The 19,254-nt window shown below is 66.1% G+C and carries 17 protein-coding genes; 4 read left to right on the plus strand and 13 right to left on the minus strand.

All coding sequences use genetic code 11. The features are described 5' to 3' along the window. Positions 1–2 precede the first annotated feature (2 nt). The 4 genes from NU1_RS19815 to NU1_RS19830 all read left to right on the plus strand — a co-directional run bounded on the left by NU1_RS19815 (position 3) and on the right by NU1_RS19830 (position 4,762). Positions 3–1,091 (plus strand): enoyl-CoA hydratase/isomerase family protein, encoded by a 1,089-nt coding sequence (locus tag NU1_RS19815; RefSeq protein WP_084521632.1) that lies wholly within the window; start codon positions 3–5, stop codon positions 1,089–1,091. Beyond that, entirely contained in the window at positions 1,078–2,340 is a 1,263-nt protein-coding gene (locus NU1_RS19820; protein WP_067523275.1) for a CoA transferase, read from the plus strand. The genes NU1_RS19815 and NU1_RS19820 overlap by 14 nt, the downstream gene beginning before the upstream one ends. After that, the gene (locus NU1_RS19825) at positions 2,337–3,722 is read left to right on the plus strand and encodes an amidohydrolase family protein (RefSeq protein ID WP_067523276.1); all 1,386 of its coding nucleotides are present in this window, start codon (positions 2,337–2,339) and stop codon (positions 3,720–3,722) included. The genes NU1_RS19820 and NU1_RS19825 overlap by 4 nt, the downstream gene beginning before the upstream one ends. 242 nt (positions 3,723–3,964) lie before the next feature. Next, positions 3,965–4,762, plus strand: a complete 798-nt coding sequence (locus NU1_RS19830) for a FadR/GntR family transcriptional regulator (RefSeq protein ID WP_371859814.1) — start codon at positions 3,965–3,967, stop codon at positions 4,760–4,762. 210 nt (positions 4,763–4,972) lie between these two features. On the opposite strand, the gene NU1_RS19835 is transcribed toward NU1_RS19830, so the two are convergent. From NU1_RS19835 to NU1_RS19895, 13 genes are all read right to left on the minus strand, one after another. After that, positions 4,973–6,226: an FAS1-like dehydratase domain-containing protein gene (locus NU1_RS19835; RefSeq protein ID WP_067523277.1), complete on the minus strand. Its 1,254-nt coding sequence runs from the start codon at positions 6,224–6,226 to the stop codon at positions 4,973–4,975. A 67-nt stretch (positions 6,227–6,293) separates the two neighbouring features. Then, on the minus strand, positions 6,294–7,850 hold the full coding sequence (locus tag NU1_RS19840) for a class I adenylate-forming enzyme family protein (protein WP_067523278.1): 1,557 nt from the start codon (positions 7,848–7,850) through the stop codon (positions 6,294–6,296). Between the two features lie 54 nt (positions 7,851–7,904). After that, on the minus strand, positions 7,905–9,416 hold the full coding sequence (locus NU1_RS19845; RefSeq protein WP_067523279.1) for a class I adenylate-forming enzyme family protein: 1,512 nt from the start codon (positions 9,414–9,416) through the stop codon (positions 7,905–7,907). 40 nt (positions 9,417–9,456) lie between these two features. Beyond that, on the minus strand, positions 9,457–9,756 hold the full coding sequence (locus NU1_RS19850; RefSeq protein WP_067523280.1) for a hypothetical protein: 300 nt from the start codon (positions 9,754–9,756) through the stop codon (positions 9,457–9,459). 185 nt (positions 9,757–9,941) lie between these two features. Then, positions 9,942–11,162, minus strand: a complete 1,221-nt coding sequence (locus tag NU1_RS19855) for a cytochrome P450 (protein WP_067523281.1) — start codon at positions 11,160–11,162, stop codon at positions 9,942–9,944. A 44-nt stretch (positions 11,163–11,206) separates the two neighbouring features. Then, on the minus strand, positions 11,207–11,437 hold the full coding sequence (locus NU1_RS19860) for a hypothetical protein (RefSeq protein WP_067523282.1): 231 nt from the start codon (positions 11,435–11,437) through the stop codon (positions 11,207–11,209). Between the two features lie 9 nt (positions 11,438–11,446). After that, a complete protein-coding gene (locus NU1_RS19865; RefSeq protein WP_067523283.1) occupies positions 11,447–11,635 on the minus strand; it encodes a ferredoxin in 189 nt (62 codons plus the stop codon). Positions 11,636–12,065: 430 nt separating this feature from the next. Further along, positions 12,066–14,369 (minus strand): acyl-CoA dehydrogenase family protein, encoded by a 2,304-nt coding sequence (locus NU1_RS19870; protein WP_067523284.1) that lies wholly within the window; start codon positions 14,367–14,369, stop codon positions 12,066–12,068. A gap of 93 nt (positions 14,370–14,462) precedes the next feature. Then, complete coding sequence (locus NU1_RS19875; RefSeq protein WP_212761474.1) at positions 14,463–15,278, minus strand: acyl-CoA thioesterase; 816 nt, start codon at positions 15,276–15,278, stop codon at positions 14,463–14,465. Position 15,279: 1 nt separating this feature from the next. After that, positions 15,280–16,050, minus strand: a complete 771-nt coding sequence (locus NU1_RS19880) for an enoyl-CoA hydratase-related protein (protein WP_157552595.1) — start codon at positions 16,048–16,050, stop codon at positions 15,280–15,282. A 50-nt stretch (positions 16,051–16,100) separates the two neighbouring features. Further along, positions 16,101–17,087 (minus strand): NAD(P)H-dependent flavin oxidoreductase, encoded by a 987-nt coding sequence (locus NU1_RS19885; protein WP_067523285.1) that lies wholly within the window; start codon positions 17,085–17,087, stop codon positions 16,101–16,103. A gap of 10 nt (positions 17,088–17,097) precedes the next feature. After that, positions 17,098–17,892, minus strand: a complete 795-nt coding sequence (locus tag NU1_RS19890) for an enoyl-CoA hydratase/isomerase family protein (protein WP_067523286.1) — start codon at positions 17,890–17,892, stop codon at positions 17,098–17,100. 107 nt (positions 17,893–17,999) lie between these two features. Beyond that, complete coding sequence (locus NU1_RS19895) at positions 18,000–19,145, minus strand: thiolase family protein (RefSeq protein WP_067523287.1); 1,146 nt, start codon at positions 19,143–19,145, stop codon at positions 18,000–18,002. Positions 19,146–19,254: the final 109 nt, after the last annotated feature.

Below are 19,254 nucleotides of genomic sequence, written 5' to 3' on the forward strand. Positions count from 1 at the left end.
GCATGAGCCACCGGCACACCAACCGCGAGGATGCCCTGCGTCGTGGTGGACCGACTACGGAGGTTGTGGTGGAACACCTCGGCCTGAAGGAGCTCGCCGCGGGCGCGGCCATCCTCGACGTGACCGATTCCGGCATGCCGGCAGCTCCGATGGTGGTCGTCGACTTGGATCGCGACCAGTGGTCGTACGCCGAGGCCGCTGCCGGTGCGCTCGGCAGGCGACGTTGCGTCGTGATGATCGGTGTCAGCGACTCCGCGCTTCCGGCGGCCGCCGAGCCACTGCTGGAATCGCTGACCTGCACGCTCGCGCCCAGCGGGCCAGGCCGGTCCTGGGTGCGCGGCGATCACACCGATCTGGACGCCATCGCTGCGACCGTTACCACCGCACCGCGCGCGGCGATCACTCTGGCGGGGTTGCTCGCACTCACCTCACGATCGACCGTCGAGGACGGGCTGCTCGCGGAATCACTGGCCTACTCCATGCTGCTGGCGGGCTCGGAATTCGCGGGTTGGCGGGCTCGGATACCGCGGCGGCCGGTACCTGACAGTGATGTTCCGGTACTGCTTGACCGGGCAGGCGAGACGTTGGTGGTAACCCTCAACCGCCCGGAACGGCACAATGCGTTCGGTCGGGCCGTCCGGGACGGGTTGCTCGACGCGTTCGCGGTGGCAGAGCTCGACCCCGACATCCGCGAGGTCGTGCTTCGCGGAGCCGGGCGATCCTTCTGCAGCGGAGGTGATCTCGACGAGTTCGGCTCGGCTCATGACGCGGCCACCGCGCATCTGGTGCGGGTGGGCCGCAGCGCAGGCCATGCCGCGCATCGCCTCGCCCACCGCCTGCGCGCCGTCCTGCACGGACCGTGTATCGGCGCGGGCATCGAGCTTCCCGCCTTCGCGCACCGCGTGGAAGCGCACGAGGACGCCTGGTTCCAGTTGCCGGAGTTGTCCATGGGCCTCGTGCCCGGTGCCGGCGGAACCGTCTCCCTGTGCCACCGGATCGGACGTTGGCGCACAGCCTTTCTCGCGCTCACCGGCCGACCGATCGAGATCGGTACCGCGCTGGACTGGGGGCTGGTCGATGGCCGAGCCTGACTCCCTGGAGGCCAACGCGCGCTCACCGCTGCGCGCATGGGCCGCTTCCGGGGCGATGGCACTGACCGGCCGCGCCGGCGGAGCGCCGTGCGCCACCCCCGGACGCCCCGCGTCCGCTGTCGCCGAGTCCTTATGGCAATTCGAGCAGACCACCACGGCGCGGAGCGGACGCCAGCCGAGGCTTCCGGGAGTCGGCTTGCTCGGTGAGCGGGCTGCCATCGCGGGATTCACGCGCCGCGGACCTGCCTCCTGTGGCGGTGCGTTCCGTACGGTGCGTACCGGTGACGGGTGGCTTGGCCTGTCACTGCCTCGCGCCACCGATATCGAACTCATCCCAGCGCTGGTCGAGCGGCCGGCCCTCGAGGCGGATCCGTGGGAAACCGTCGCCCGCTGGGCACACGACGTCCCGACCGCCGAGGCGGCCCGGCGCGTCGCGCTGCTGGGTCTTGCGGGAGGCGCCGTCCCCGGCGACGGCCTGGATTCACGTGCCGCGGTGGAAATCACGGAGCTCGGGCCACGACGCCACCGGCGCGAGCGCCCGCTCGTCATCGATCTGACGGTCTTATGGGCGGGCCCGCTGTGCGCGCACCTACTGGGCCTGGGCGGCGCACAGGTCATCAAAGTGGAAAGTCGCTCCCGCCCGGACGGCGCACGGTTCGGCCCACCCGCGTTCTTCGATCTTCTGCACAGCGGACACAGCATGGTCGAGGTGGATTTCGGATACCAACGTGACGTGGACAGGTTGCGTGCCCTGATCGCCGATGCCGATCTCGTGCTGGAATCCGCCCGCGCCCGGGCCTTGCGCCAGTTCGGCATCGAGGCCGCCGACTGTGTGGCCGACGGGACCTCGTGGCTGTCGATCACGGCGCGTGGACGCGCCAGTAACACCGTCGGATTCGGCGACGACATCGCCGCGTCCGCAGGACTCGTCGTGGCCGACGGGGACGATCGACTGCCCTGTGGTGACGCGCTGGCCGATCCACTCACCGGGACGTGTGCGGCGGCCGCCGCGTCCGAGGCCCTTCTCGCCGACCGCGCCCGACTCATCGATATCTCGATGCTGCATGTGGCCGCGGAAGTCGGCACCGACATCCCCGAGCAGCACGCCGTTGTGCGCACCGACAACGGCTGGCTGGTCGAGACCGCGGACGGGCGCTTTCCGGTGGTTCCGCCCGTTCGGCGCCGGGTTCCCGGACGTGCCAAGGGAATCGGCGCGGATAATGCCACCGTTTTCGGAGCACGTCCGTGAGTATCCTGTTCCGCGATGTCGAAATCGATGGGGCCCGGGTCGATGTCCGCGTCGTCGGTGAGTACATCGCCGAGATCGGCCGGGGTCTGTCGATCGACTCGGCCGAACTGATCGATGGCGGCGCAGGGGCGCTGCTACCGGGTCTGCACGACCACCATCTGCACCTGCTCGCACTCGCGGCCACGCGCCGATCCGTTGATTGCGGACCGCCGTCGGTGACCGATCTCGGCGCGCTGGCGCGGGCACTCCGGGCACACGCGGGATCCGGCTGGGTACGGGGAACCGGCTATCACGAATCCGTGGCCGGCGATCTCGATCGACACGTGCTGGACCGTCTGCTCCCCTACCGGCCGGTTCGCGTTCAGCATCGCAGCGGCGCGCTATGGATTCTGAATTCCGTCGGTGTGGACACGGTTTCCCGAGTTCTCGACGCCACCGCCGATGTCGAACGCGACGAGTCCGGCGCACCCACCGGGCGACTGTGGCGCTACGATTCACGGCTCCGCCCTGCCCTACCGGCCGACGTCCCCGATCTGGCCCAGGTCGGGGAAACGCTGGCGCGATACGGCATCACCAGCGTCACCGATGCCACGCCGGACCTGGACGACACGGCGATCGGCCTGCTGTCGTCGGGACACCGCAGCGGCGCGTTGCCCCAGTCCATCACCCTGCTGGGTGCAGACAACACAGGAACTGTGGGCGGCGGACTCTCCGTCGGACCCCGTAAATTGCTGCTACGCGACCACGACCTGCCGACCTTCGACCAGCTCGCCGCCGCTGTCGCCGGGGCGCACAGCGTCGGCCGCGCAGTGGCGGTGCACTGTGTGAGCCGTGAGTCGTTGCTGCTGAGCATGGTGGTCTTCGATGGCGTCGGCAGCATCGAGGGCGACCGAATCGAACATGCCGGGATCGTTCCAGAGGGGGTCGCGGAGTGGATTTCACGCCTGGGTTTACGGGTGGTCACGCAGCCCGGATTTTTGTCGGCACGCGGCGATGACTACCTCCGCGACGTCGCCTCCGATGACCTTCCCTACCTCTACCCGTACGCGAGTCTGCTACGTGCGGGTGTGAAAGTCACCCCATCCAGCGATGCGCCGCACGGCCCGCTCGACCCCTGGGCGGTAATGCGTGCCGCGACCGACCGGACGGCTCGCAGCGGCGCGGTGCTGGGGCCTGACGAATGCGTCACGCCGATGACCGCACTCGCGGGCTATCTCGGAACCCCAGGCGACCCGGGCGGTCCGCCGCGACACCTAGCTTGCGGCGTCCGCGCCGATCTCTGCCTGCTCGGCGGTCCACTGCGACAAGCACTGACACGACAGGACGCCAGCTGGGTGCGGATGGTGGTGATCGGCGGTCGGATCGTGGTGCGCGATGAGTAGCACGCCATGCCGACGAGCCTGATCAGGCTACTAATTTATCACCACGTGCCGGAACCACGGCCTGAGGAGCGGTCGACGGCGCCCACTCATAGACGGCAGCGACGCTGCCGACGCATATGGTTAACTACGATAGGTAGGTGTGTTGCGGTGAACCGAGACTGTGCTGACATCGCGGCACGTCCATGATCGACGGCCAGCGGTTGCGCGGCACGGCTATCGACGATCCCGACGGAGGTAGCGTAGTGACCGACGAGTTGTTCGCTTCGAAGCTCGACCAGCCACATTCGACCATGCGGCCTATCCGTACGCCCAAGACCGCGGAGTTGGTTGCCCGCAAACTTCGACGGATGATCGTCGACGGCGAACTCCAGGACGGCGATCACCTCCCCAACGAAACCGAACTCATGGTGCATTTCTCCATCAGCCGCCCCACCCTCCGTGAAGCGGTGCGCGTGCTCGAATCCGAGCGTCTCGTCGAGGTGCGACGCGGATCACGCGCCGGCGCGCGGGTGTGTGTGCCCGGACCGGAGGTCGCGGCGCGGCCGGCATCCCTGCTGCTGGAACTCGCGGGCGCCACTGTCGCCGACGTCTTCGTCGCCCGTGAGGCGATCGAGCCCGCTGCGGCTCGGCTGCTCGCCGAGAACGGCACCGAAGCCGCGTTCGACGAACTGGAGCGCATCGTCGACGAGGAGATCCCGCTCGGATACGACCTCGATCGGCTCGCGCGCGGCAGCTCGATCTTCCACCTGCGCATGGTCCAGCTGTCAGGCAACCATACCCTCGCGCTCATCGCGGGCATGTTGCAGGAGATCTTCGAGCGCCATACATCGGTAGTCGTGCACGATCGCGTCGAAGAGCATCGGGAAGGCAACGCCGAGAACCCCAAACTGCTCATCCGGTCCTGCCGCAGGCTCATCAAACTGCTGCGTGCACGCGATGCCGACGGGGCGTTCGAGCACTGGCAGAACCACATGACCACGACCCGTGACCTGCTTCTACGCGGCTACGAAGACGTCAAGGTGCGCGACATTCTCGACTGAGTCCAGCTGGATTCCGGCGCGAACCGTTCGCCGATCACCATGGAGGACATACCGCCAGAGCATGACCTCGGCCGGTACTGGACGACTCCCCGACCATCCCTGTATCGCGGCAGGCAGCTTCGCCGCGATACACGCGGTCGGCCGATCAGCGTGGTCCCAGAGCTCCTCCTGAGGCGGGACTTCGGTGACAAACCCGATCTCGAATGCGCGCTACCCGGGGATGAGCTCGAGGTGGCGCTGCATCATCCGCGCCGCAATCTCTTCCAATTCCCGTGGCGCGGCAGGCAGAACAGCCGAACCACACACCTGGGAAGGCAACGATACCGTCGCGGTAGCCGGGCAGGTGACTTCGCCCCGCTGCGAGGTGCCACGCAGCTCGACCTCGGCCAGATACATACCGTCCTGCACTCGTGTGCCGGTCACCTCCCCGGTGATCATATGTGTGTCCCCGAGGTAGTTGAACCGGCGCATCTGCGACGACATACTCACCAGCCAGCCGTCGTCGCCCACCCAGTCGGTGAGGTAGTGGCTGAGCCAGCAATCGCGCATCATCCCATAGTCGTAGGCGGCGGGCAGGCCGATGGACTTCGCGTACGCGCTGTCCCAGTGGATCCGCTGAGCGACGTCCGGGATCCCCGCCTCGTCGGGAACGTAGAACGCCGCGATTCGGCGGCGGTTCTTGTAGGCCAACCGCGAGGCCGACGGCGTGTACGGCGCGAAACCGTAGCCGCCCGAATGGAAAACTACGACATCGGTGGTGGTCAGCGGACCTTTGGCCATGGTTCCGAGCGACTCGCCCACCGCAACGTCCTCAAACCACCTCGGGTCCGCTCCCCCGGGCCGCTCGGCCGAGTACACCTCGTCGATCCGGGCGATGTCCTCCTCGGTGTAGGAGGCCGCTTCGACGCTGCCGTACTTGCTCCGCTTCTTGGATTCGTGACGCTCGGTGTGGATCGTGATCACTCGTTGTGTCTGAACGATTTCCGCGCGCTGATTGAACTGGGCATGCAGGTGGGTGACGATCACCGAACGTCCCGCGAACTCCGACTGCTTCTCCTCCACCGTTTCGATGCCTCGAAAGGAATACAGGACGTCACCGTCGGTGACCGGCCGATACCAATGGGTTGTCGTGCCGGAGACGAAGACGTGGATGCCACGGAACGACGGTCGGCGCTGTTCCTTGGGGATCGGGTCGGCCGCCAGTTCCTTCTTCAGCGCGATGTTGATCATCGGCGGCGCGATCTGCCCGCCCCAGCGAGTCTTCTTGCCGTACTCCTCGTCGACGAAGAGGGGGTTGTCGTCGCCGTAGCTGCGCGCGAAGGCACGCATCACGTCCGGAGTGGCTCTGGTGAAGTGCTCGCGCTGGGTCACCGCGTGGTAGACGCCGATCAGATCCTTGGTCCGCGCGATGTCCTCGTCCCGAAACCGGAAGACCTGCGTGTCAGCGATGTCGGTAGTAGTCATGAGTCCTCAATTCTTCGGATGCGGCGCACCAGCGGGTGCGCCGGGCGCTCCCAGATGAAACCGAGAATCAACTGGGTGTCGAGTTCTCGGGCGTTGCTTCCTTCACCGCCGAAATCGGGATTTCGATCTCGGCGACCAGCTCGAGTAGACGGCGCCGATCGACCTTCATCGAGACTCCTCGCGGTAGCCGCGAGACCGTGAAGACACGCACGGGAATCTCGTAAGCTGTGAGCCGGTCTCGGCAGAACGCCTTCAACTCCGCCTCGTCGATCACATCGAAACCCTCGGCGGGCTCGATGACAGCGATTGGCACCCGCCCGAGCCTTGTGTCCTCACGGCCGAACACCGTCGCATCGAGCACCGCCGGATGCTCCCGAAGGGCGTGGGCGACGGTCTCGGGCTGAATCTTGAAGCCGCCCCGGATGATCGCGTCATCAGCGCGGCCGTCGACAAAGACGAACCCGTCGTCGTCGATGTGACCGATGTCGGAGGTACGCACCCAGTGGCTCGTACCCGCACCCGCCTGTCTCGAATGCACCTCCAGGCGACCGGTTCGACCGAATGGCAGCTCCATGCCGTCCTCGTCGGTGATCCGCATCCGGACACCCGGGAACGGCTTGCCGATACTCCCCCGCTTCTGCTGCCACCACTGCGCGTGCAGCGGCTTGGTCCAGCCGGCGACAGCGCCGGAGAACTCGGTCGCTCCGTACATGACCAGCACCGGTATCCCGTATCTAGCGGTGAACTCGTCGGCGAGGGTGGGGCTGACCACGGTTGTTCCCGCGGTGACCGCCCGCAGACTGGACAGGTCTTCGCGCGGGACATCCGCGTCGAGAACAGCCCGCATCGCCGCAGGCGGTAGTCCGGTGACCTTGGGACGGTGCTCTTTGACCGCAGCCGTCCACCCCGCGACCGTGAAACGAGGCAGCAGCACGAACGGCCTTGCCTCCGCCAGACATTGCAACACGCCCCAGAGCCCACCGATGTGGACGATCGGCAGCAGGATCAACCCGACGCTGCCGGTCAGGGGCACACGGTCGGCGGGTCCGGCCGCCCCGGTGTGCGAGTGCACCGCGGTCAGCGCCGCCTCGAGCTGGCGCCAGGTCAGCGGAATCCGCTTCGGCGGGCCGGTGGTACCCGAGGTGAAGATCTCGACACCGACCGCCTCACCGACCGTGCGGTCAGGCTCGGGCGCTGCCGCGACAGGCGAATTGGCCCTCGCCACAGACTCGCCGTCGACAGCGAGCCCGCTGATACCGGCAGCGTCGGCCGCGGCCAGGAACTCCAGTTCCGACCACATCTCCGCGGCGGCCAGTACCGCCCGTGGCGCAGCTCCCGTCATGTCGGCGGCCACTCTGGCCGTCGGCTGCATGGGATTCAGCGTGACGATGGTCCGCCCCTTGCCGAGAATGGCGAGCAGCGCGGCGACCGACTCCATCCGATTTCCGAGAACGACGGCGACTCGGCTACCCGCACCGCACCCGAGACTGTCCAGTTCCATGTCCAGGCGCTCGGCCAGTCTTCGCACCGTGCCCCACTCGAACCACGACTCGCCCTGCTGGATCATGCGGGCGTCGTCCGGCGCATTCCACAGGCTTACCAGCGCATCCTTGATGCTCGTCATGCGAAACTCCCACTCTGCCCCATTCCTTCAACTTAGATTACTTAGTTATCTAGGTCAACATTTCGATGGAGTCTCGTACTCGTCAGGCGCGAGCAGGTGGTCAAGGACATGACGACGCACGATTTTCCCGGTCTCAGTGCGCGGCAGTTCGCTCCAGACCACGATGCGGTCAGGCGTCTTGCTCCCGCGCAGTGTGGCGCGCACGTGGTTCCGCAGTTCTTCAACGGCAACCTCCACCCCCGGCCAGACAACGATGGCAGCCTCGATCCGCTGTCCCCACTCCTCATCCGGGACACCCACCACGACCGCGTCGACCACCGACGGATGGCGCAGCAGCACATCCTCGATCTCCGCCGGGGCGATGTTCTCCGCGCCCCGGATGATCATGTCGTCGACCCGGCCGCCGATGAAGAGATACCCGGCACTGTCGAGATGGCCCTGGTCACGAGTGTCGAAGAAGCCGCGGTCATCAACGAGTCTGCCGATACCCGCGTATTCGGCCGAAACCTGTTCACCGCGTACCCAGATACCGCCGACCACACCGGGCCGCACCGCAACGTTGTCGGCATCACGAACCTCGAGGTCGATACCCGGGACCACCCGACCGACCGAACCGAGGCGGCGACGGACCTCAGGATCCTCGCCGACCAGCGCCGCCCGGTGGTCATCCGGACCGAGAACCGCGATCGTCGAACTGGTCTCCGTCAGGCCGTAGGCATTGACGAATTCCACCCGCGGCCAGAGCCCGAGTGCCCGTTCGATCACCGTCGCCGGCATCGGCGCGCCACCATACGCCACCGCACGCAAAGTCGGGACATCCTTGTCGGCGTCCGATTCGATGATGCGAGACAGCATCGTCGGCACCACCAGAGCGTTGGTGATCCGCTCCCGGCGCGCGGCCTGCAGCCACTGCTCGGGAGTGAACTGTTCGAGGATGACGGCCCGCCTGCCGGAATACACGCTGGTGATCGTGTTGGCAACCGCGGCAACGTGATATGGAGGAACGCTGATCAGCGCAGCGTCCTCGGCGTCGGCAGAGGCGAACTCCACCGATCCGAACACGTAGGCGGTGAGGTTCTCGTGGCGCAGCAGGACACCTTTCGGCGCCGCCGTGGTCCCGCTGGTGTAGATGACGACGGCGGGCGCGTCGATATCCACCGGCGGAACCGGGCCGCGACCAGCCACGTTGGTGTCCGCGAGCCACTCCTCGGGAGTCAGCACCGTCATACCGGCCTCGCGCAGCATCTGGGCATGGGCGCCATCGGCGATTCCGACGGCTCGGGGATGATTCGCCAGCAGCGCCCGCAGCTGCTCGGCGCCCAGCCGGTAGTTGACCGGCACCAGCGGAACACCCGCGCGAGCGGCCGCGAAGAGCGCCACCGGGAAAGCGGGCCCGTTCACCGCGAGATAGACCACTGCGTCGGCGCCGGAGTCGCGGATCGTCCACGCCCCGGCGTCGGCCATCTCGGCGAGGCGAGCGGCGGTGATGCCGTCGGGGCTCGATCCGATCAGAACACGGTCGGCGAAACCGTCGGCCGCCATGTCGAGCAACATCGTCAGTTTCATTCGAGCTCCAAGCTCCGTAGCGACAGCGAACAGGCCGGCTTCAATCCGAGGACGGCAGCGGCTTGGCGGTCTTGATCGCCAAGGCGCGGCCATCGAGGGCCAGTGCCGCGCCGCCGGCCTTGATGCACAGCACTTCCAGATCGGTATCGCCGTCGACGTAGCGCTTACCGAGCACAGTCCCGGCTCCGGTATCAGCCGGACCGGTCGCAGCGCCCGGCTTGCCCACGACCATGCCCGATCCCCCGCATGTCAGCGCGACCTCAGCAGCGGGCGCACGGACGACAACCACCGCCGTCGAATCCACGACACTGACCAACGTCTGACCTACTTCGACCTTCATACATACTCCTCCGGATATCACCAACAGCTCAACCTAGTTATAATAGTAATATAAGTGCTGTAGAGGTGAGCGAACTCTTTGTGTCGCGCACAGTTCTCGATCAGGTCCAGATCGATGGTTTCGGGCTAGCGCGCCACGGCGCGGATGAGGGCGATCAGCTCCGGCGGGTACCGCCGTTGCTCCGTTCAGGACCGGTTCCATTCCAGCGGCAGCGAGGTCAATCCGAGCTGCCCACCGGTTTCCAGCAGTTCGGCACCGGCCACCACGCGATACTCGGGAATGCGCTTGTGCCATTCCTCGAGCGCGATGCGCAACTCGCGGCGCGCTAGGTGCGAGCCGAGGCAGCGGTGCGGACCCGCGCCGAAGGCAACGTGATTATTGGGGTTCCGCTCGATGTCGACGGTCGCGGCGTCCAGGAACGCAGCCTCGTCCCGGGTCGAGGCGGACAGCGGAAAGTTGACCATGTCACCGGCCTTCATCGGGCACCCCTGAACCTCGGTGTCCTGCAAGACTTTCCGAGCAGGTATCACGATGGCGTACGCACGCAGGAACTCTTCGATCGCGCTCGGGATGAGTTCGGGATCCTCGACGATGCGGGCGCGGTCCTCAGGATGGGTCGCCAGGTGGTGGAAGGACCAGCCGAGGGTGACCGACACGGTATCCATACCGGCCATGAACATCAACAAGCAGAACGAGAGCAGATCCGCGTCGGAGACCGGTTGCCCCTCCACGACGAACGTCTGGGCTCGGCTGATGATGTCGTCGCGCGGAGACACCCGCCGCTCGGCGATCACCGATGCGAATCGGGCCTGGACGGCCTGCATCGCCTCTGCCCTGATCCTGGCGAGCTCCTCAAGGTCTTCGGAGCTGCTGTGAAGAATAGCGTGCTCCCATTCCATGAACTGATCGAGCTCGTCGGTCGGCAGGCCGATCAGCTCAAGGAAGATCGTCGTAGGGTAACGCTGCGCGAACTCGGCCATGAGATCGCACGAGTCGGTGCCCTTCGCCAGAATGCTGTCGATCAGCTCGACCGCGCGGGTCCGCACCTTCTCCTCGAGCCGCTCGACAGCCTGAGGCGAAAACAGCGGACCGAGCTGCTTGCGCCACTCCATATGCTCGCTGCCGTCGAGCATCTCCGGAATCCATCTGTATTTCGGATCCGGATCGAGGACGGTAACCACACTGCTGGAGAAGATCCCGGGCCGCTGCAGGATGTGCAGGATGCCCTCGTGATTGACCACCGTCCAGAAACCCGGCCCGAACTCGTTGCGGTACAACGGCGCTTCGGCGCGGAAACCATCATAGGCCGCGTGCCAGGTTCCAGCCGGCTTGAGCTCTCGATAGTTGAAGTCCTGCACCGGGCAGCCGGACGCCGAATCCATCCGCTGCGGTTCGATCTGTGTCATTGCATTCTCCTGATGTCGCTGAGTGAAGAGTGAGTCGCCAGCGCCTAGGCGTTCAGACGCGTGGAAGACTCCACGCGATCTCCTTGATCTGCAGGAATTCGTCGAGCACGGTCGCGCACCGCCTCGGCGAGGGTCGCGTCGGCGGCCGTCAGAGGTCGGCGCACCTCGTCGCGCGGAGCGAGGACCCGGGACCGACGTCCTGGGGCAAGCAGGAGTTCGACGATAGATTCACCGATCCAGCCGGTGCCGACGAACCCGATGCGCATGTCGGTCACGCGGGACGCTCAGGCGAGGACTATGGAGCGTTCGGGACACGCAGCGATACCGGCTTCGACAGCCGGGTCCAGCGGAACATCCACCGCACGGTCGATCGGAACCGCGTAGCCGGAGTCGTCGACGTCGAAAACGTCGGGAGCGACAGCAAAGCAACGCGCATGCCCCGAACACTTCTTGGTGTCGATCGAGAGCTTCACGGGAGTCCTTCCGTTTGTCAAAGAGCGACGGCGACCTGCAACCGCCGACGCAAGGCACCACATCGGAGACACGGCAGGCAAGAGACATGCTCACGCCAGGGTGAGACCATGCAATCTCTTTTGTCTCGCAAAATAAGACCCTTGAAGAAGGGTAGCATCCACTCCGAGAATATCAAGACTTGTATCACATAGATAGATAAGTAATGCCAAATCGGCGCCTGGTCACTCGAACACGCCGATCGCCGAGTCGCCACCACGGGAGGTCAGAACATGCTCGGCAACACCCCCATTGCCACCGGCGATCACCGTCGTCACTCGTGACTTCACTGGAGGCTGCAACACACGCAGAATCGATGGCCAGTGTCTTGTAGATCGACACGCCGGTCCTCGGTCACAGCCGATGTCGAGGGGGAGCTGGACTATGTCTACGTCAGCACAGCCGGTCCAGTACCGCGCCGGCAGCACGGTCGCGCAGATTCTCCGGGCGACCAAGTGCCACCTGATTGGCGATCGCCCGTCGCAGCAGCAGATGCGCGGGATGTTCCCAGGTGAAACCGATACCACCGTGGATCTGAATGCACGCCTCGGCGGCCGACACCGCGGCATCGAGCGCGGCCGCGGCAGCGATATCCGCGGACAAGTGCACCTCCGGATCGTTCGAATCGAGGTGCGCCGCGGCGAGCACCTGTCCGCGCGAGCCTTCGGCACCGACAAGCATCCCCGCGCAGCGATGCGAGATGGCCTGGTACGAACCGATCAACCTGCCGAACTGCTGGCGCTGACCGGCCCAATCGACGGCCAGGGCCAAGGCCCTATTCGCGACACCGACCGAATCCGCCGCGAGCACCACCTGGGCCACTCGGCGGGCAGCGTCCAGGATTCGCGTGACCTCGGCGCCGCGGGCGATGACCTCAGGTTCTACCCCGTCCAGCACAACGATCCCGATGGTGCCGGTGAGGTCCACCGATTCTTGCGGCACGACCTCGGCGTACAGGGTCTTCACCGTGCCGAGGACGAGCTCGCCGTCGGCGGTGTCACGAGCGAGCAGTACGAGTTGGTCGGCGACCGGCGCGCCATGTACTCGTTCGACCGAACCCGACAGCCGGGACCCGTCCAGCATCGGTAACCGGCCGTCGACGACCCAGCCGTTGTCATCGACGGGGACAACGAAGGCAGCCGTGGTCCCGGCGCACACCGCGCGCACAGTCGCGGCGGCGCCCGCCTGCCGCAGCACCTCGAGCGCGATCAAGGTCGGGACCAGCGGCACCGGAGCGGCCGCGTAGCCGGCCTCTTCCACCGCGACCGCGAGCATCCGCATCCCGGCACCACCGCCCCCGAGTTCCTCCGGAACCGCGAGACCGGGAAGACCGAACCTCACCAATTCATCCCAGAGCCCGGCGTCGTACCCGGTGGTCTTGGAGGCCCACGCCAGCAGCTGTTCGGTACTGGTGCGCGAAGCCAGCGCGGTGCCGAGCACGTCGCGCAACGCTGCCTCGTCCTCGTCCGGTCGAGTCAGCGGCCGACCCGGCGCCACGGCAGGCGGACGGATGCTCTCACCGCGGTGCGACGGTAGGCCGAGCACCTGCTCGGCGATGGCGTTACGCTGAATCTCCGCGGTTCCGGCGCCGATGGTCGAGGCCCTGCTCATGAAGTAGCCGTAGGACCAGCGGCCGCCGTCGACAGCGCCCTCCGACCGACTGCTCAGTGCGGCGCCCGTCGCGGTCAGACGCTGCGCGAGCCGATGCAACTGCTGTTCGAATTCGGACTTGACCAGTCGGTTCACCGAGGCGACACCGCCGGGGTCCGCCTTGCGCAGTACCGCGTCGAGTGCGCGCGCGCTGTTGGCGGCGATGGCTCGCACGCCGGTCTCGATGAAGGCCAGTTCCTGACGTACCAGGGCATTGTCGGCGTACCCCTGCTCCTTCGCGAGAGCGAACACCTTGTCCACCAGGCCGCGGTAGCGGAACTCGTCGGCGAGGAATGCGGTGGCTCGCTCATGGCCCAGCGAGGTGCGCATCACCGACCATCCGTTGCCCTCTGTCCCGACCAGATTCTCCGCAGGGACCACGACGTCGTCCAAGAAGATCTCGGCGAAGTGGTGGCCGCCGGCGGCATCCCGGAGCGGACGGACGTCGATGCCGGGCGAAGTCATCGGGATCAGCAGGTAGCTGATGCCATCGGTGCCGCGGCCGGGCGGTCCGGTACGCACCAGTGCGAACATCCAGTCGGCCTCGGCGGCTCGCGTGGTCCAGATCTTCTGGCCGGTGACGCGGTAGTTGTCGCCGTCGCGGACGGCCCTGGTTGACAGTGAGGCGAGATCGCTACCAGCCCCCGGCTCGGAAAAGCCCTGACACCACGTTTCCTCGGCCCGTAGCAACGGCTCGAGGAAGCGCGCTTTCTGCGCCTCGGTGCCGTAGACGATCAGGGTGGGCGCGACGATGAAGGCAATCGAGTTCGGATGCTTCGGCACGCCGGCGGCGCTGGTCATCCGGTAGTAGTCGAGCTGGTCCTCGAGCCCGAGATCGAGCCCGCCGACAGATTTCGGCCAGCCCGGTGCTGCGACGCCCACGTCGACCATCTCCGAATGCCAGGCGCGTGCGGCGGCGGCGCGTTCCTCGGACGTCTTCGGCCAGGGGCGTTTCGCATAGGAGTCGAGCAATGCGGTCAGCCGTTCACGCCAGTCGCCTGGTCCGGTCGAGCCCTCCCGCGGACGGCCTGCCCTCGATCCAGCCACAACGTCTCCTCAGCTGCTGTCAATAGTCACTCGGTTAACTCAGTAATAGCGGATGATTGCCAGCTCGGCGCGCGTCGATCGAGGCTCGGCCGGTCAGCGACGGACTCGGTAGGCCATTTCCTGCGCCAGGCTCGCGACTATCTCACCCTCACCGCAGTCGATGATCGACCCCGGATACCAGCCGCGTCCACCCCCCGACACACCGCTCCCGTGGTCTACGAACAACCAGTCGTCCCACCGCGGGGTGCGATGGAACCACAGCGCGTGGTCGAGGCTCGGCCCGAGAACCTCGGCGACGACCGTGCGGCGCAGACCGGTGGAGTAGTCCGACATATAGGCAATAGCAGCGGCGTGCAGCAGCGGATCGCCCTGCGGTAGTTCGCAATTGGGACGGACCCAAAATCTCGACGGAAAGCACTTCTCCGCCCCCGACCATTCCTGGACCCGGGCCACCAGCGCCAACCCAGGGTCCGGGGTCACGGTCGGGCACTGTTGCGGCGCAGTGGGTGACACCGCATGGGCGGTGGTGCGCTCCTCGCCCTCGGCGACTGTCCGGAAGGATGCGGACATATTGAAGATGACCGCGCCGTCCTGCAAGGCGACCACACGTCGCGCCGAGTACGACTTACCATCTCTGTCGTTGTCGACGCGGAAAACGACCGGCTCGGCGCCATTCCCCCTCCGCAGGAAATAGCCGTGCAGCGAATGGGGATGGCGGTCGGCATCGACGGTGGCACCGCAAGCTAGCAAGGCCTGCCCCAGAACCTGGCCTCCGTAGAGCGAGCGATCGACCTCGACCCGGTGTAGCGACCGGAACAGTAGGCGGTCGAGACGCTCCAGCTTCAGCACTTCTGTGAGCGGAATCGTCCGCTGCTCGTCCCCGGGCCGGGGTTGGGCTACCTCGGACACCTCAGCTCTGCTTCGCCGGTCGCGTGCTGAAGCGGCTACTAATGTCCTTGCCGTCCGACCGAAAGGACGCCGCGGCTTCCGCCTCGAGGCCGAGAGCATGGGCCACCGAGGCGCCGGCACCTTCCTTCAGCAGGCGCAACATTCGCTGTACCGCTACCGGATGACCGCCCGCAATCGACTTGGCAACTTCGAGGGTGCGCTCCATCAACTCCGCGTGCGGCACAACTTCATTCGCCAGACCGATGCGCAGCGCGGTGGCCGAGTCGATCGGATCACCGCTGAGAATTATCTGGGTCGCCGCGGCCAGCCCGACGATCCGGGGTAACAACGCGCTTCCGCCCCATCCGTTCAGCAGGCCGATCGAGGCGTGGGTGTCGGCGAATACGGCCTGCTCCGAGGCAATGATGAATGAGCAGTTCACCGCCAATTCGAAAGCTCCGGTGTAACAGGGGCCGTTGACCGCCGCGATCACCGGCTTGCCGATCGCACGCAGCACCTGCGTGGGCGTGGTCCCCTCGGTCCGCGGGGGCGGGCCGGCCAGCGCTTCGGGCAGATCTACGCCGGCGGAGAACGCGGTGCCCGCCCCGGTGACCACTACCACCCGGATGTCCTCGTCGGCGTCGGCCTTCCACAGTTCCCGTTTGATCGCCTTGCGCATCGCCCGATTGATCGCGTTACGCCGATCCGGCCGATTCAATGTCAGGACGGTGACGTGGCCGTCCCGAGTCACCAGAACCGGCTCGGTTCGGTCGCTGTCGTTGTCCGTACCCACGGGCTCCCTCACATTTTCAGACGAATTCGGCTACTGCTTGTCCGACATTGTCAGGAGACGACAACCGGATCCGAGATCAGCGCCGCATTCCGGCGCAGGACGGCCTCGGCCTCAGCAGCGATCCGGGTGACCAGCGCTCCCGCCGTCGGTATGTCGTTGATCAGGCCCTGGACCATACCGACGGTCCAGATTCCCGCATCGGAGTCGCCGTTCTCGTAGACCTTGCGACCGCGCGTACCTGCAACGAGCTCCTGGACATCCTTGAAACGCCCGCCTTTACCCAGGATGTCGACCACCTCTTCGCTCACCGAATTCTTCGCGGCCCGCATGGTATTGCGCAGTTGCCGGAAGATGAGCTGCGTGTCCAGCTCGGTCGCCTCGACGATCTGTTCCTTGATCCGCTGGTGGATCGGGCTCTCGGCGGTGCACATGAACCGAGTGCCCATATTGATGCCGTCCGCACCGAGCGCAAGAGCCGCAGCAAGGCCACGCCCGTCGGCGAAGCCGCCGGAGGCGAGAATTGGGACGGTCAATTTGTCCGCCGCCGCCGGAATCAACACCAAGCCCGGGACGTCGTCTTCCCCCGGATGTCCGGCGCATTCGAAACCATCGATGCTCAGCGCGTCGACACCCAGGCTCTGCGCCCTGAGCGCGTGCCGGACACTGGTGCACTTATGGATCACTTTGATGCCGTGTTGCTTGAAGTGCTCGACGTGTACCTGCGGGTTGGAGCCTGCGGTCTCGACGATCCTCACTCCGGAATCGATGATCGCCTGGCGATACTCCTCGTACGGCGGCGGATTGATCGACAGTGTGAGGGTGAGGTTCACCCCGAACGGCTTTTCGGTCATCTCCCGGACGCGAGCGATCTCTTTCGTGAGATCCTCCGGAGTGGGCTGGGTGAGCCCGGTGATGATGCCCAGTCCGCCAGCTTCCGAAACCGCGGCGGCGAGTTCGGCGCGGCCGACCCACATCATGCCGCCTTGGACGATGGGGTGCTCGACACCGAACTCTTCGGTGAAACGTGTCTTCAACATGGAGTGACTCCTAGCGCGCGGCGGTGACCGACAGCGACCCGGCGCGGTAGAAGACGGCCTCCCGCTTCTCCAAGAAGGCCGCCTTGGCCTCCTTGGCCTCGGCACCGACGATATTGTTGGCCTGGACGTGGTTTTCCCGCTGTAGGGCAGCCTCGATGCCGCCGCCGTTTGCCGAGGCATCGAGCAGCTGCTTGGTCAGCGAGAGGGCCTGCGCCGGTGCGTGCACCAGTCGACTGGCCATGGTCTCGACCGTGCGGTCGAGATCCTCGGACGCCACGATCTTGGTCACCAGGCCGAGGTCCGAAGCTTCCGCCGCTGTGAGGATGTCCCCGAAGAAGGCCAATTCCTTCGCCTTCTGCAAGCCGACCAGTCGAGGCAGTAGCCAGCTGCCACCGAAATCCAGAGATAGCGCGCGTCGGATGAATATCTGGGAGAACCTCGCCCGGTCGGTGGCCACGACGAGGTCGCAGCCGAGCGCGAGGTTCCAGCCGGCGCCGACCGCGACGCCGTCCACCTTCGCGATGGTAGGGATGGTCAGCGCCGAAAGAGCCGCGGCCGCGTGGCTCGCGCGCCTCATGTAGTCCAGTGCGTCAGCAGAGACCCCGTCCAGGTCCGCCCCGGAACAGAAGTCGCCACCGGCTCCCGTCAATACCATCACCCGGTCGCCTCGGGTGCGCTCGATTTCGGTGAATGTCTCGGCGAGTTCGCGCCACATAGTCGGATCGCCGGCGTTCTTCTTTTTCGGCCGCGACATCACTACCGTCACCACGCCGTCACGGCGTTCAACTTCCAGTGTTTGCACCATGCCCACCTCTCGCCCGACGATTTCCCGCACACTCGTGGTATATCATATTTAACCTAGTTTGCTATGTCATGCCTGCAAGGAGAGCCTGACCGCGGTTGTCGGGGTCATCACTTCACCAGCTCCAGTATCGTCGCGTTGGCCTGCCCGCCGCCCTCACACATCGTCTGCAGGCCGTAGCGAATCCCGTTGCGGCGCATGTGAAAGACCAGGTCGGTCAGGATGCGGGCACCGGAGCCACCGAGCGGGTGACCCAGTGCGATGGCACCGCCGTTGGGGTTCAACTTCTCCTCGGGTGCGCCGATCTCCTTCTGCCACGCCATCGGTACCGGAGCGAAGGCCTCGTTGACTTCGAAGACACTGATGTCGTCGACAGACAGTCCCGAGCGCTGCAGCGCCTTCTCGGTCGCGGGGATCGGGGCACCGAGCATCATCACCGGATCAGCACCCGCGACGACCGCAGTATGTACTCGGGCGATCGGCGTCAGACCGTGCCGCCGCGCGAACTCGTCACTCACGATCAGCAACGCCGCTGACCCGTCGGAGATCTGTGAGGCATTTCCCGCGTGGATGACCCCGTCTTCTCTGACGACGGTCTTCAGGCCCGCCAGCTTCGCCACGGTGGTGCCGCGGCGAATGCCTTCGTCTCTGGAAACGACCGACCCGTCGGGCAGGGTGACGGGCACGATCTGCGCATCGAACAGACCGGCGTCCTGCGCAGCCGCTGCACGTTCGTGCGAGCGGGCGGAGAACGCGTCCACCTCGGTGCGTGACAGCGCCCATTTCTCAGCCATCATCTCGGCGCCGATACCCTGGTTGGGCGCCGAGATGTAACGCTCCATGAATCGGGGGCTGAGCGGGCTGCCCCCACCCATCACCGCAGCACCCATCGGAACCCGCGACATCGACTCGACACCACCGGCCACGACGGCTTCGTAGTGACCGGCGAGCACACTGGCCACCGCGAAGTTCAGCGACTGCTGCGACGATCCGCACTGACGGTCCACCGTGACACCCGGCACCGATTCCGGCCACCCCGCCGCCAGTACCGCATTGCGCGCGATGTCGTGGGTCTGCTCCCCGATCTGCCCGACGCATCCCCAAATTACGTCTTCGATCAGCCCGGGGTCGATACCTGCCCGCTTCACCAGCTCCTGTAGCACCACGGCCGACAGATCGACCGGATGGATCCCGGACAGCCCGCCGTTGCGTTTCCCTACCGGCGTACGCACGGCCTCGACAATTACTGCACCCATGGGTTTCCCTTTCTCGCCTCGGCGGCTGCGACCACCTCGGTAGCGTCGACGGCGAATCCGAACATGCCGCCCTTTCGGCCGCGGACCTGAGCTGCGACTCGTTCCACGT

The organism is Nocardia uniformis NBRC 13702 (genome assembly GCF_001613345.1).
GTDB classification, from domain to species: Bacteria; Actinomycetota; Actinomycetes; order Mycobacteriales; family Mycobacteriaceae; genus Nocardia; species Nocardia uniformis.

What these genes read in the sequence shown, in the direction of transcription:
- NU1_RS19885 (WP_067523285.1), bottom strand. Translation starts at nt 17,087, where the DNA reads ATGTTGAAGACACGTTTCACCGAAGAGTTCGGTGTCGAGCACCCCATC.
- NU1_RS19820 (WP_067523275.1), top strand. Translation starts at nt 1,078, where the DNA reads ATGGCCGAGCCTGACTCCCTGGAGGCCAACGCGCGCTCACCGCTGCGC.
- NU1_RS19895 (WP_067523287.1), bottom strand. Translation starts at nt 19,145, where the DNA reads ATGGGTGCAGTAATTGTCGAGGCCGTGCGTACGCCGGTAGGGAAACGC.
- NU1_RS19845 (WP_067523279.1), bottom strand. Translation starts at nt 9,416, where the DNA reads ATGAAACTGACGATGTTGCTCGACATGGCGGCCGACGGTTTCGCCGAC.
- NU1_RS19850 (WP_067523280.1), bottom strand. Translation starts at nt 9,756, where the DNA reads ATGAAGGTCGAAGTAGGTCAGACGTTGGTCAGTGTCGTGGATTCGACG.
- NU1_RS19815 (WP_084521632.1), top strand. Translation starts at nt 3, where the DNA reads ATGAGCCACCGGCACACCAACCGCGAGGATGCCCTGCGTCGTGGTGGA.
- NU1_RS19855 (WP_067523281.1), bottom strand. Translation starts at nt 11,162, where the DNA reads ATGACACAGATCGAACCGCAGCGGATGGATTCGGCGTCCGGCTGCCCG.
- NU1_RS19890 (WP_067523286.1), bottom strand. Translation starts at nt 17,892, where the DNA reads ATGGTGCAAACACTGGAAGTTGAACGCCGTGACGGCGTGGTGACGGTA.
- NU1_RS19840 (WP_067523278.1), bottom strand. Translation starts at nt 7,850, where the DNA reads ATGACGAGCATCAAGGATGCGCTGGTAAGCCTGTGGAATGCGCCGGAC.
- NU1_RS19835 (WP_067523277.1), bottom strand. Translation starts at nt 6,226, where the DNA reads ATGACTACTACCGACATCGCTGACACGCAGGTCTTCCGGTTTCGGGAC.